The sequence below is a fragment of the Nocardia sp. CA-129566 genome (genome assembly GCF_050956075.1).
In the GTDB taxonomy this organism is placed as follows: domain Bacteria; phylum Actinomycetota; class Actinomycetes; order Mycobacteriales; family Mycobacteriaceae; genus Nocardia.
In genome coordinates, this window is record NZ_CP192085.1 from 2,431,696 (window position 1) to 2,445,160 (window position 13,465).

The following is a 13,465-nucleotide window of genomic DNA, read 5'->3' on the forward strand; positions in this document are numbered from 1 at the left end:
GTGTTTCCACGGCTATCATTGCGGCATGTCGCTGCCCCGTATCGAGCGTCCAGACCTGCCCGACCACATGACATGGGAGGAACTGGAACGTCTGCCCGAAGAGATTGCGGAGCAGATCGAGCTCTGGGAAGGGCGCGTGGTGTGGATGCGCCGCGGTCCCCGGGAACATCAGCGGTTCAGCCGCCGCATCGTTCACGAAATCGAGCGGTGCGCGCGCGAAACCATGTCGGAGCACCCTGGAGCCTGCTGGGAGGCCGAGTTCGAGACCAACGTGTTCCTCGGGACGAGCGGAAAATCGGACTTCCTCACTCCAGACTTTCTCGTGTTCCGTTGCCTCCCGCCTTACCAGGACATACGGGCCGCCGACACACTGCTTGTCGGTGAAGTGCTTTCACCGTCGAACTCCGGGCCCGATATGGAGGCCAAGAAAGGCCGGTATGCGAAGGCCGGGATCCCGTGGTACTGGGAGGTGACGCTCGATTCCGATGTCAGTGCCATTGCGAGGATTCGCGCATATGGCCTGGAAACCGGGTACGGGCCTTTGCCTGATGGGGTCACCCCGTTGCATCCGGTTGAATATCGGCTCGTCGGTGAATGGGTGAACGACGGCGAGAAGCGAGTGTCGTTCACGCACCCGTTCCCGATCGATATTCCGTGGACCGCGCTCGCCTACTGACCGCGGCGGTCTTGCGCCCGTCAATCCCTCTTCCTTTCGTCGTCATTACCCACGCACTCGAGCGGCCCCGGCTGGAAACAGCCGGGGCCACTTGCATTTTCATGAGACCTCCGCCGCGTGCGATAACCTGCGGATATGGCTGTTCCTACGACTCGGATGCTGGTGCTCGCGGTGGTGCGGCTGCTGCAGCCGGTGCACGGTTATGACGTTCGGCGCGAGCTGTTGTCCTGGCATGCCGACGATTGGGCGAATGTGAAGCCCGGATCGGTGTACGGGGCGCTGAATACGCTGCAGCGCGAGAAGCTCATCGAGGTGGAGGGCGTCGGGCAGGCGGGGGCGCGTCCGGAGCGGACCAGCTATCGCCTGACCGTCGAGGGGGAGAAGGTTTTCGGCGAGATGGTGCGCGAGGCGGTGTGGAGCTCCGAACAGCCGAAGAACCCGTATTTCGCGGCGGTGGCGCTGCTGCCGCATCTGCCGCGCGATGAGGTCATCGCGGCAATGCGCGCGCGCATTCTGAAATTCGAATCGGATCTGGTCTTCCTGGAGCGCGAGGAGCAGCGGATTCTCGCGGGCACCGGCAATCCGGCCGAGACCGAACCGCATCATGTCGCCGATGCCATGCGACTGGCCGCCGACCATGTTCGCGCGGACCTGACCTGGACGCGCAAGACCTTGGAGCGGATCGAGAGCGGTGAGCTGGATGTGTGGACGAACTGGTCGCGGGTGGACGGTGGGCCGATGACCGTGAAATGACGGCCCGCCGTGTTGATCAAGTCTGAATAGTAAAGCTTGACTATTTGGTCGATCGTTCCTACCGTTGTGCAGGTGGAAACGATCGACTCCGTTCGTGCACGCACCAGCACCTCGGTGATCCGGGTGCGCGGGCTGTCGCGAACCTTTGAAACCAAAACCGGCCCCGTACAAGCGGTTACGGGCGTCGACTTCGATGTGTACGAGGGCGAGATCCTGGGTCTGCTCGGCCCCAACGGCGCGGGTAAGAGCACGACGCTGCGAATGCTCAGCACGCTCATCGCCCCGACCGCGGGCGAGGCCGTCATCTCCGGCGCGGATCTGGCGGCCGAGCAGCGGACCGTGCGTTCGCGCATCGGCTACGTCGCGCAGGGCGGCATGACCAATGACGATGCCCTGGTCATCGACGAATTGGTCCTACAGGCCAGGCTTTTCGGGTTGAGCAAGGCGCAGGCCAGGAGCAATGCGGAAGAGCTGCTGGTGGCCCTCGACCTGGACGGACTCGGTGGGCGCAAATGCCGCCAGCTCTCCGGTGGCCAGCGTCGCCGCGTGGATATCGCACTCGGCCTGGTGCACGGACCGAATCTGATCTACCTCGACGAGCCGACCAGCGGCCTCGATCCGCAGAGCCGGGCCAATCTGTGGGAGCACATCGAGCGTCTGCGGGTGCGGGGCACCACGGTCGTGCTCACCACCCACTATCTGGACGAGGCCGACGCGCTGTGCGACCGCCTGCTGATCATGGACCACGGCGGCATCGTCGCCGAGGGCTCGCCCGATGAACTCAAGCGGCGCATCTCCGGTGATGTGGTGAGCTTCGAAATCGATAACGGCCATGCCGATCTCGCGCTCGAGGTCGCGCAAACCGTGCTCCAGGTGCGCTCGGTGGTGCGCTCGGAGCACATCGGCGCCGACCGGATCGGTGCGGCGCTGGTGCATCTCACCGTGGATCGCGGCGATTCCGCGGTCGTCCCCCTATTGCGCGCCATGGACGAGCGCGGTCTCGTGCCCGGTGCGCTCACTGTCAAACGTCCCAGCCTCGACGATGTCTTTCTCACCATTACGGGGCGTTCGCTGCGGGAAGCGAGTCACTCATGAGGTTCATGCGCGAGACCGGACTGATCTTCTGGTCCCAGTTGCGGGCCAATCTGCGAAATCCGGTGTGGGTCTTGATCGGTCTGTCCCAGCCGGTGTTGTATCTGGTGCTGTTCGGGCCGCTGGTCAAGGGCATCGCGCCGGCGCTGGGGCCGGATTCCGACCCGTGGGAGTTGCTCACACCGGCGCTGGTCATCCAGACCGGACTGTTCGGCGCGATCTATGTCGGATTCGGCATTGTGGCGGAGTTGCGCGCGGGGGTCGTCGAACGACAGCGGGTCACTCCGGCGAGCCGAGGTGCGCTGCTGACCGGGCGCGTGCTCAAGGATATGGTCGTGCTGGTCGTGCAGGCGCTGGTACTCGTGGGAGTTGCCATGGCGGCCTTCGGAGTTCGGCCGGATCCGCTCGGGCTGGTGCTGTCGGTGTTGTTGATCGCGGTGATGGCCGCCGGTTTGGCCGCGGCATCGTATGCACTCGGGCTGTGGGCCAAGTCCGAGGATGTGCTCGCCTCGGTGCTCAATAGCCTCGCGGTGCCGCTGATGCTGCTCTCGGGCATCCTGCTGCCGCTGAGCGTCGGGCCGGGCTGGCTGCGCACCGTCGGGAAGGTGAATCCGTTCTCGCACACCGTCGATGCGGCCAGGGCGCTGTTCCGCGGTGACTTCGGCGCCTCCGAGGTGTACCTCGGGACCGGACTCACGCTGGTGGTCGCGGCGGTGGCGATGGTCATCGGCGCGCGCGGCTTCACCCGCGAAAACGCCTGACCGGCGGGCATATCGACAGACAGGGGCGCGAGATCTGTTGCCGCGATACGGCAGCGGATCTCAGCGTCGGTGCAGGCCGGAGAGCAGGGTGGTCAAGATCGGGGAGCGGCGGGTGTCGCTGCGCAGGACCGCCGAGACCGGAATGCGTAGTCGGTGTTCGGCCAGTCGCAGCACCACCAGGCCCTCGGTCGGGCTGTCGGCGTAGAGCACGGTCCAAGCGTCGGGTCGGTTGATCAGCTCCATGGTCGCGGTGTGGTCCGGCGGAATCGGCGGGCCGAATGTGGGGCCAGCGGCGAGATCGGCGAAGGCGGCGCGAATCACGGTGTGCAGCAGGACCTGTTCCTGCTCGGGCGGGAGCAGCAGGGGGTAGGGGCTCAGATCTGCCAGCGTCACCTGCTCCCGGATGGCCAGCGGATGGGCGGCCGAGGTGGCGATGACGAGATCCTCGACCCACAGCTTCTCCACGGCGAGACCGGGCTCATCGACGCTGCCGCGAATGAGTGCGAGATCGCAGTCGCCATCGGCCACCGCCGTGATCCGCTGACGGAACGGTTTGATGACGAATTCGATCTCGGCGTCCGGATGCGTGGCGCGCGCACCGGCGATCGCGGACAGGGACCGGGTCGCGAAGGACATATTGGCGGCCAGCCGGATCCGATGGCCGGAGGTGCGCACGGTCGCGCGGATGGCCGATTCCAGGCTCAGCATCTGTTTAGCCAGTGGAAGTAGCCGCATGGTCGCGTCGGTCGGCACGACGGCCCTGGTCGAACGTTCGAAGAGCGCTACGCCGAGGTCGCGCTCCAGCCGGGCGATCTGATGGCTGATCGCCGATTGCGAGATATAACAGCGCGCCGCGGCCCTGCTGAAACTCAGCTCCTCGCATACCGCGACGAAGTAGGCGAGCTGGCGAAGCTCCACGTCATCCTCGATTCATGAGCAATCCAGATAAGAGTCATCTCTATTATGCGCCTGAACACGTGAAATATCTGCGGTTCGAATGACGGTTGGTAATGAGAGAAGGAGGCTGTCATGGAAGACGCAGATGTTGTCATCATTGGATCGGGATTCGGGGGGCTTGCCGCCGCAAAGCAGCTGGCCAAATCGGGTATCAAGTACGTTCTCATCTCGAGCACTCCGGAGCATCTCTTCCAGCCATTGCTCTATCAGGTCGCGACAGGTGTGCTGGCCTCCGACGAGATCGCCCCGCCGATCGCCTCGGTGCTGCGCAGGCACAGCGAGGCCGACGTCCGGCTCGGCAAGGTGGTCGCCATCGATGCCGACAACGCGGTGATCACCTATGAGCACGAGGGTGCGCGCACCCGGATCCGCTACGGCTCGCTGATCGCCGCCACCGGCGCCTCGCAGTCGTACTTCGGCCGCGACGATTTCGCCGATAAGACGTTCTCGCTCAAGACCATCGATGACGCGAAGCTGTTGCGCGCACAGATCGAGCGCGTGTTCGCCGAGGCCGCCGACGCGGACGAGGAGACCCGCAAGCGGCTGCTGAGCTTTGTCGTGGTCGGCGCCGGCGCGACCGGTGTCGAGGTGGCCGGTCAGCTGAAGGAACTCGCGAAACGGCATTACCACCAAGAGGTTTCGGTGACGCTGGTCGAGGGTGCGGGCGAGGTGCTGCCGCCCTTCGGTGGCGGACTGTCGGAGTACGCGAAGGGATCGCTGACCAACAGCGGTGTCGAGGTGCTGCTCGGCACCTTCGTTACCGATATCGAACTCGGCAAGGTCACCGTCAAGGGTAAGGACGGCGTCGAGCGCCGGATCGCCGCCGAGACCGTCGTATGGTCGGCCGGTGTGCAGGCGGGCGGGTTCGCGAAGCTGTTGGCCGAGGCCACCGGCTGCGAAACCGACCGGGCCGGACGGCTTTTGATCAATCCCGACCTGACCGTCGGCGGACACGCCGATATCTACGCCATCGGCGATATGACCTCGCTCAACGGCTACCCGGGACAGTCGCCGGTCGCCATGCAGGAGGGCAGGCACGCCGCCGACATCATTCGCCGCAAGAAGGTGCCCGGCACCCCGTTCAAGTACTGGGACAAGGGCAGCATGGCGGTGATCAGCCGCTTCAGCGCGGTGGTGAAGCTCAACGAGCACATCACCTTCCGCGGTGTGATCGCCTGGACCATGTGGCTCGCGGTACATCTGCTGTACCTGGTCGGATTCCGCAATCGCTTCGCCGCGGTGGCCTCGTGGCTGGTCGCCTTCATCGGCACGGGTCGTCCCGGCTTCGACGAGGTGGATTCGGCGCGGGACCCGGTGCGCCTGCCGGAGCGCGACGCCGCTTGATCCATCTCAAAAGGGTTGCCGATCAGGCAAAAGGCGGCGATAGCGCAGCGGAGACCCGAACGCATTGCGACGGTTCGGTGAACGCTCGGTGTGATCATCATCTCGTTCACCGAACCGGCATCGAGGCGACACTTCGAGGTCGCTCCGGCGCTGTTTCGGGCTGGCTTCATCACGGATATGAGTATTTCGTCCGTGCTGACAGCCCCGGCTCGACCGACGGACTCCGGGGCGGAACGGTCTCGGTATTCCCTGGTCGTTTCCTCCGATGCGGAGCATCGGCTGGCCGCCCAGCGGCTGCGCTACGGCGTCTTCGCCACTGAGCCCGGCTTCCAGATCGCCGACAACGGAACCGGTCTGGACGCGGACCGGTTCGACGAACATTGCGACCACCTGCTGGTCCGCGATGACCGCACCGAGGAGTTCGTCGGCTGCTACCGAATGTTGCCGCCGGACAAGGTGAATGCCGCGGGCGGCTACTACACGGCCACCGAATTCGATCTGACCCAACTGGATCCGACGGGCAACCGGATCGTCGAGATGGGCCGTGCCTGCGTGGTGCCCGACCACCGCAACGGCTCGGTGCTCACCCTGATGTGGGCGGGCATCCTGCACTACATCCAGCTCACCGGATACGAGTGGGTGATGGGATGCGTATCGGTGCCGATGCAGGACACCCCCGCCGACCCGGCCGGGGTGAACGTGCGCGGGGTGCGGGATATGCTGCTCGGCCGCCACGGATCCGATCCCGAGCGGCGGGTGCACCCCTACAACCCGGTGATCGTCGACGGACTGACGCTGGACGAAATGACCCCGCCCGCGCGCCCGAAGCTGCCGCCGCTGCTGCGCGGCTATCTGCGCTTGGGCGCGGAGATCTGCGGCGAACCGGCGCATGATCCGGATTTCGCGGTCGCCGACTTCGTCGCACTGCTCGGCCTGGACACCATCAACACCCGCTACCTCAACCGATTACAAGACGCCGCCAATGCACTCGACGGGGGACGGTGAGGCAGATGGTGTTCGACGCGCCGCCCGCACAGAGCACCGCGCACGCGTGGATGCCGTCGAGTCCGTGTGGACCCGGCTGCATCGATCCGGTGGATGAGATCGGTACCGCACGGGTCATCGGCCGACTACTCGGCGTGGCCGGGCTGCTGGTCAGCTTTCCGGTCGTCAATGTCGTCACCCCGCGTGGTCGGCGTGAACAGCTGCAGCGGCGCTATGCGCGAACTGTGCTGAGCTGTCTCGGGATCAGGTTGCGTGTTGTGGACAACCGGGGCGACGGTCGACCCGATGCCGGTCGGTCGACGGATGCGCGCTTCGGCGATCCGGGCGAAGGTCTGCTGATCGTGGCCGGACATATCGGCTGGACCGATGTCGTCGTCCTGGCCGCCGTGCAGCCGCTCGGCTTCGTGGCGCGCGCCGATATGGTCGATTGGCCGCTGCTCGGTGGTCTGGCCAAGCTGATGCGGGTCATCCCGATCGAACGCGAACGGCTGCGCGAACTGCCCGGCGTGGTGGCGCGCATCGGTGAACGGCTGGCGTCGGGCGATCGGATCGCGGTCTTCCCCGAGGGCACCACCTGGTGCGGCCGCGCCTACGGCACCATGCGGCCCGCGCTCTTCCAAGCCGCCGTGGACACCGCGACCTCGGTGCAGCCGGTGCGGCTGCGCTACCTCGACGCGCGCGGTACGCAGTCGACCATTCCGGGATTCGTCGGCGACGATTCCTTCGGCAGCTCGGCGAAGCGGGTGCTGCGCTCGCGCGGCATGGTGGCCGAAGTAGTGCTCGCGCCGGTGGAATATCCGGGACTCGATCGGCGCGACCTGGCCCGCCGGTGTGAACAGGCCGTCCGTGGTGCCGACCTGTCGCGCCACGGCGCCATCGAGGCCTCGGAGTGGATCGAGGCAACGGCCACCCGGGTGCAGGATCCAGAGTCTGTCGAGACGGAGGCGACACAAGCCGTGCGGCGGCCGTCGCGGCTGCGACCGTTCCGTCGCTCCGGCCGCCGGGCCGCCGGTCACCAGGCTGTCGAGGGTTCGGCGGCGGCCCAGGCCTGATCGCGGTTTCTCTGATATCGACCTGCTCGCGCCTCGGCGCGGTGGACCGCTCCCAGTGATCAGTGCCACGGTCGGCCTGGGTCCGGTCGAGGCACAGCACGGGTGCGGACTGAACGCCCGCTGAACACTTCGGCGGCGCAGTCCGTTTCGCTGGGCGCGCCGTCGATGCGGCGCTGAAGTCGCGCCATGGCGGAGCAGGCCTCGATCGCGTGGCTGTTGGACTCGGATCCGGCGCTGCGCTGGCAGGTCGAACGCGAGCTCGTGGGTGAACCGCCCGCGGTTCGGCGAGCGACGTGTTGCTTGCCGAGAACAGCCGCTGGGAATACGAGAACCTGCCGTATTGGGCGGCGAGGTCGGTTGCGACCGGCACGGCCAGCGAAAAACCTGGTGAAGATCCGCGAACGCAATGGGACACTGTCGCTTCCAACCGACGATCCGGACGGCCGGCACAGCGACTCGCGACCGCCGAAGTCTCCCGGTAGCCATTGAGCGCGGGCGGGACCGATTAGTTAGGCGAAGTGGTCCCGTCTGATCTCATGTGGCGCCGCTCCCGGCCCGCATATCGTCCTATACGAACGCCCGGAGGTACCCGATGCCCGCAGATAGACCCGTCCGTCCGACCGGACGAGGAACCCCGACCGTAGTCCGGCTGCTGGTGCTCGCGACCTTCGTGGTGATTCTGAACGAAACCATCATGATCAACGCGATCCCGCGGCTGATGGCGGACCTCGAGGTGACCGAGCGCACGGCGCAGTGGGTGTCGACCGCGTTCATGCTCACCATGGCGGCCGTCATCCCGGTCACCGGATGGTTCCTGCAGCGGGTCACGACTCGCCGGGCCTATGCGATCGCCATGGGTGTGTTCATCGCGGGCACAGCGCTTTCCGCCGTCGCCCCGTCGTTCGAGGTGCTGCTGCTCGGACGGATCGTCCAGGCCGGCGGTACCGCGGTGATGATGCCGCTGCTGATGACCACCCTGATGACGGTGGTCCCCGAACAGGACCGCGGCCGGGTCATGGGCAATGTCACCCTCGCCATCTCGGTCGCCCCGGCCATGGGCCCGGTCCTGTCCGGCGTGGTACTCCAAGTCGGTTCGTGGCGTTGGCTTTTCGGGCTGGTGCTGCCGATCGCTGCGGTGGTCACCTGGCTGGGCCTGCGCAAACTGGACAATATCGGCGAACCGCAGACCGGTGCGATCGACTGGTCCAGCGTGGCATTCGCCGCGGTCGGCTTCGGCGGCCTGGTGTACGGGCTCAGCCGGTTCGAGACCCACAATGTCGCCACACCCGCGGTGATCGTCGTCGCCGGACTGGCGTTCATCGGTGTCTTCGCGGCCCGTCAGCTACGACTGCAGCGCACCGGAGCCCCGCTGCTGGATCTGCGTATCCTGCTGTTCGGCACATACACCAAGGCGCTGATCCTGATGTCGGTCGCGTTCTTGGCGATGCTCGGATCGATGATCCTGCTGCCGCTGTACCTGCAGAATCTGCGCGGTCTGTCGGCACTGCAGACCGGACTGCTCGTCATGCCGGGCGGACTGGCGATGGGTCTGCTCGGCCCGACGGTCGGGCGGCTGTTCGACCGGTTCGGCGGACGAGTGCTGGTGATTCCCGGTTCGATCGGTGTCGCCGCCGCACTCGCCGGGTTCACCCGGATATCGATGACCATGCCGTACTGGCAGCTGCTGATCCTGCACGTCCTGATGATGGTGTCGCTGGCCGCGGCCTTCACCCCGGTCTTCACGCTCGGGCTCGGCGCGCTCCCACAGCGCCTGTACTCGCACGGCAGCTCCATGCTCGGCACACTGCAGCAGGTGGCCGCGGCCTTCGGCACCGCCCTGGTGGTGACGGTGATGTCGGCCCGCAGCAGTGCGCTGGTAGCGGACGGCACCGATCCGATCACCGCACACCTCGACGGCATGCGCCTGGCATTCGCCATCTCCGCCGCACTGGCGCTGATCGTCATCGTGATGGCAGTGCTGCTCCCGAGCCGATCCAGCGCACCGCAGGACTCGGATGGCACCGAGACGCCGGCCCACGAGCTGGTGCAGAGCTGATCGCCGCGACGGACCGAACGCCTCGCCGCTCACACCGCTGCCGACAGTGCGTCGGCAGCGGTGTCGGTCACGTCGAACACGCCGATGGCGCAGTTCGTTACACCGGGCGCGCCGTCGGCTCGCCGGTCACTGCGATCGGGCGGGAATAACGACGAAAGGCCGACGGCTATCCTTTACTGGTCATGAAGTCGGCTTTTTCGGGTCCGGTCCACGGTGCGCCCAAGACGGTCTACCTCGATCATGCGGCGACCACTCCGATGGTGCCTGCCGCGATCGAGGCGATGACGGCTGCCCTCGGGATGACGGGCAATGCCTCCTCCCTGCACGGATCGGGGCGCACGGCACGGCGGATGCTGGAGGAGGCGCGCGAATCGATCGCCGCCGATCTGGGCGCCCGGCCGTCAGAGGTGATCTTCACCTCGGGCGGGACCGAGAGCGACAATCTGGCGATCAAGGGCATCTACTGGGCCAGCCGCGCCGCCGATCCGCGCCGGACCAGGATCATCGCGGGTTCGACCGAACATCACGCGGTCATCGACGCGGTCGAATGGCTGGAACAGCACGAGGGCGCCCAGGTGACCTGGCTGCCAGTGGACGCCGACGGTGTCGTATCGCCGCGGGTATTGCGGGCGGCGCTGGCCGAGCATGTCGACGAGGTCGCGCTGGTGAGCATCATGTGGGCCAATAACGAGGTGGGCACCATCGCCCCGATCGTCGAATTGGCCACGGTGGCACAGGAATTCGGCGTGCCGATGCACAGCGATGCGATCCAGGCCGCCGCGCAGCTGCCGATCGACTTCGCGGCGAGCGCGCTGTCGGCGGCGAGTTTCGCCGGGCACAAGCTCGGTGGGCCGCACGGTGTCGGTGTCCTGCTGCTCGGCAGACAGGTGCCGTGTGTGCCGCTGCTGCACGGCGGCGGGCACGAGCGCGATCTGCGCTCGGGGACCTCCGATACCGCGGCGGCCGTCGGACTGGCTGCCGCATTGGATCGCACCGTGGCCGAGTTGCCCACGCGCACACCGGAATTGGCTGCGATGCGCGATGATCTGATCGCGGGTATCCGCGCGGCCGTTCCGGATGCGGTACTGAGCGGTCCGGTCGGGGAGCGGCGACTGCCGGGCAATGTGCATTTCACTTTCCCCGGCTGCGAGGGTGATTCGCTGCTGATGCTGCTGGACGCGGCCGGAATCGAATGTTCGACCGGATCGGCCTGCAATGCGGGTGTGGCCGCCCCGAGCCATGTGCTGATCGCCATGGGCGTCGAACCGTGGCAGGCGCGCGGTTCGCTGCGGTTCTCACTGGGGCACACCTCGACGCGTGCCGATGTGGACGCGGTGCTGAATGTATTGCCCCGGATAGTGGAAAGGGCCAGGGCCGCGGGTCTGGCCGGTGCGAAGGGAGGTGTCTGATGCGGGTACTCGCCGCGATGAGTGGTGGTGTGGATTCGGCAGTGGCGGCGGCACGTGCCGTCGACGCGGGTCACGAGGTGGTCGGCGTGCATCTGGCGCTGTCGGCGACACCGGGCACACTGCGCACCGGTTCGCGCGGTTGCTGCTCCAAGGAGGACGCCGGTGACGCCCGGCGGGCCGCCGATGTGCTCGGCATCCCCTTCTATGTCTGGGATTTCGCCGACCGCTTCAAGGAAGACGTGATCGACGATTTCGTCGCCGCGTACGCGGCCGGTGAGACGCCGAATCCGTGTCTGCGCTGCAACGAGAAGATCAAGTTCTCCGCCCTCGCCGATCGCGCGGTGGCACTCGGCTTCGACGCTGTGGTCACCGGACACTACGCGCGGCTCGAGGACGGTGTGTTGCGCCGGGCGGTCGACGCCGATAAGGACCAGTCCTATGTGCTCGCGGTGCTGACCGCGCAGCAACTGTCGCGGGCCATGTTCCCGGTGGGCGACACCCCCAAGCCACAGATTCGCGCGGAGGCCGCCGAACGCGGGCTCGCGGTGGCGAATAAGCCCGACAGCCATGACATCTGCTTCATCCCCTCCGGTGACACCCGCGCCTTCCTCGGTGCGAAGATCGGCATTCGGCCGGGTGCGGTGGTCGACGCCGACGGCCAGGTGCTCGGAAATCACGAAGGCGTGCACGGATTCACGATCGGTCAGCGCAAGGGACTCGGGCTGCCCGGTCCGGCCGCGGACGGCAAGCCGCGCTACGTCACCGAAATCGATCCGGACTCCGGCACTGTTCGTGTCGGCTCCGCCGCGGATCTGCAGGTGTGGACCGTTGCGGCCGACCGCGCGATCTGGACCTCCGGCTCCGCGCCCGAGGGGTCGATCGACTGTGTCGCGCAGGTGCGCGCACACGGCGGCACCGCACCGGCCATTGCCGAGGCCGACGGCGACGGACTGACCGTGCGGCTGCGCGAGCCGCTGACCGGTGTGGCCCGTGGCCAGGCCGTGGTGCTGTACCGCCCGGATGCCCTGGGGGATCAGGTGATCGGCAGCGGCACCATTACCGCCACCTCGCGCGACGCGTCCGACTCGGTCGGCGCGGGCGCGAGCACCGCCCAGTGAGCGGCGCCTACATCGGGCGAGGCGGCAAGCGAGATCGGTTCACCCTCTGCGTCATCTCGGCGCAGACCGGGATCCATCACACAATGGGGTGTACACCCCGCATAGGGGCAGCGCAGTGAGCGAAATCGCCAGGGAATGGGGCGAACTCGAGGCGAAGGCACCCGTCCGGATCCCGGGTGGGATAGCGACGGCCGTCGGGTCCTGGCCCGGCACCGATCCGCGCGAGGCCGCGGCCACCATCATCGGTGAGTTGCCGGAACTGCCGCATCTGGTCGAACTGCCGGGGCGCGGTGCCGGTTCGGACATGATCGGCCGTGTTTCCGCGCTGTTGGTCGATATGCGATTCGACACCACGGCGCGGGGTTATCGGCTGGTGTCCCGGCCGGGTGCGGTCTCCCGACGCGCTCGCGATCTGCTCAGGTCGGACCTCGACGCACTCGAAGAGGCGTGGGAGACAGCGGGTTCGGCGGGTACCGGTCGCACGGTCAAACTGCAGACCGCCGGTCCGCTGACGCTGGCGGCCCAGCTCGAACTGCCCGGTGGTCACCGCGCACTCACCGATTCCGGTGCGGTGCGCGATATTTCGGAATCCCTCGCCGAGGGCCTGGATCGGCATGCGAGCGAGGTGCGCAAGCGCCTCGGCGCGGAAGTTGTTCTGCAACTGGATGAACCGTCGCTGACCGAGGTGCTGAACGGCTCGCTACGCGGTGTCAGCGTCCTCGACACCGTGCGCGCCGTCCCCGAACCGGAAGCACTCGCCGTCCTGGACGCGGTCATCACCGCGCAATCCACTCCGGTCCTGGTCCACAGCTGCGCCGAGTCGCCCGCACTGTCCTTCCTGCGCGGCAGCGCGGCCGCCGCCATCGGGTTCGATATGGTCACCATCGCCACCCGAGATCTGGACGATATCGGCGAAATCCTCGATACCGGAAAGCAAGTGGCGCTGGGCCTCGTTCCGGCAACCCGGCCCGCCAAACCCCCGACCTGGCGCGACATCGCCGAGCCCGGTGTACGCCTGATCGACCGCCTCGGCCTGCGCCGCTCGACCCTCGCCACCCAGGTCCTCGTCGCCCCCGCCTGCGGTCTGGCCGGTGCCCCACTGGACTGGGCTCGCGCGGCCCTGCGCCTGTCCACCGAGGTGGCACGCGCCTACGCCGAGGAACCCGAATCGCTCGACTTCACCTGACCCCGGGCGCCACGATCCGTGCGATGAGTCCGCCGCGACGTGCGGGAATGTGGCGG

The 13,465-nt window shown here is 67.0% G+C and carries 12 protein-coding genes; 11 read left to right on the plus strand and 1 reads right to left on the minus strand.

What is annotated here, in order from left to right:
• Window positions 1–25 precede the first annotated feature (25 nt).
• From ACQP0C_RS10845 to ACQP0C_RS10860, 4 genes are all read left to right on the plus strand, one after another.
• Window positions 26–676 carry a Uma2 family endonuclease gene (locus ACQP0C_RS10845; RefSeq protein ID WP_433732802.1) on the plus strand — a complete coding sequence of 217 codons (651 nt, stop codon included), beginning with the start codon at window positions 26–28 and terminating at the stop codon, window positions 674–676.
• Between the two features lie 135 nt (window positions 677–811).
• Entirely contained in the window at window positions 812–1,429 is a 618-nt protein-coding gene (locus ACQP0C_RS10850; RefSeq protein WP_433732803.1) for a PadR family transcriptional regulator, read from the plus strand.
• Window positions 1,430–1,501: 72 nt separating this feature from the next.
• Entirely contained in the window at window positions 1,502–2,524 is a 1,023-nt protein-coding gene (locus tag ACQP0C_RS10855) for an ATP-binding cassette domain-containing protein (RefSeq protein WP_433732804.1), read from the plus strand.
• Complete coding sequence (locus ACQP0C_RS10860; protein ID WP_433732805.1) at window positions 2,521–3,282, plus strand: ABC transporter permease; 762 nt, start codon at window positions 2,521–2,523, stop codon at window positions 3,280–3,282. The genes ACQP0C_RS10855 and ACQP0C_RS10860 overlap by 4 nt, the downstream gene beginning before the upstream one ends.
• Before the next feature lie 60 nt (window positions 3,283–3,342).
• Here the strand turns inward: ACQP0C_RS10860 and ACQP0C_RS10865 are convergent, their stop codons facing one another.
• Window positions 3,343–4,200, minus strand: coding sequence for a LysR family transcriptional regulator (locus ACQP0C_RS10865; protein ID WP_433732806.1), 858 nt, complete (start codon window positions 4,198–4,200; stop codon window positions 3,343–3,345).
• Window positions 4,201–4,311: 111 nt separating this feature from the next.
• Here ACQP0C_RS10865 and ACQP0C_RS10870 point away from each other — a divergent pair, with 111 nt between their 5' ends.
• The 7 genes from ACQP0C_RS10870 (at window position 4,312) to ACQP0C_RS10900 (ending at window position 13,409) form a co-directional block, all read left to right on the plus strand.
• On the plus strand, window positions 4,312–5,583 hold the full coding sequence (locus ACQP0C_RS10870; RefSeq protein ID WP_433732807.1) for an NAD(P)/FAD-dependent oxidoreductase: 1,272 nt from the start codon (window positions 4,312–4,314) through the stop codon (window positions 5,581–5,583).
• A gap of 177 nt (window positions 5,584–5,760) precedes the next feature.
• Window positions 5,761–6,588 (plus strand): GNAT family N-acetyltransferase, encoded by an 828-nt coding sequence (locus tag ACQP0C_RS10875; RefSeq protein ID WP_433732808.1) that lies wholly within the window; start codon window positions 5,761–5,763, stop codon window positions 6,586–6,588.
• A 5-nt stretch (window positions 6,589–6,593) separates the two neighbouring features.
• Window positions 6,594–7,640, plus strand: a complete 1,047-nt coding sequence (locus tag ACQP0C_RS10880) for a lysophospholipid acyltransferase family protein (RefSeq protein ID WP_433732809.1) — start codon at window positions 6,594–6,596, stop codon at window positions 7,638–7,640.
• Between the two features lie 592 nt (window positions 7,641–8,232).
• Window positions 8,233–9,696 (plus strand): MDR family MFS transporter, encoded by a 1,464-nt coding sequence (locus ACQP0C_RS10885; protein ID WP_433732811.1) that lies wholly within the window; start codon window positions 8,233–8,235, stop codon window positions 9,694–9,696.
• 182 nt (window positions 9,697–9,878) lie between these two features.
• Entirely contained in the window at window positions 9,879–11,105 is a 1,227-nt protein-coding gene (locus ACQP0C_RS10890; protein ID WP_433732812.1) for a cysteine desulfurase family protein, read from the plus strand.
• On the plus strand, window positions 11,105–12,223 hold the full coding sequence (gene mnmA, locus ACQP0C_RS10895; protein WP_433732813.1) for a tRNA 2-thiouridine(34) synthase MnmA: 1,119 nt from the start codon (window positions 11,105–11,107) through the stop codon (window positions 12,221–12,223). The genes ACQP0C_RS10890 and mnmA overlap by 1 nt, the downstream gene beginning before the upstream one ends.
• Window positions 12,224–12,347: 124 nt before the next feature.
• Window positions 12,348–13,409: a methionine synthase gene (locus tag ACQP0C_RS10900; protein ID WP_433734504.1), complete on the plus strand. Its 1,062-nt coding sequence runs from the start codon at window positions 12,348–12,350 to the stop codon at window positions 13,407–13,409.
• Window positions 13,410–13,465: the final 56 nt, after the last annotated feature.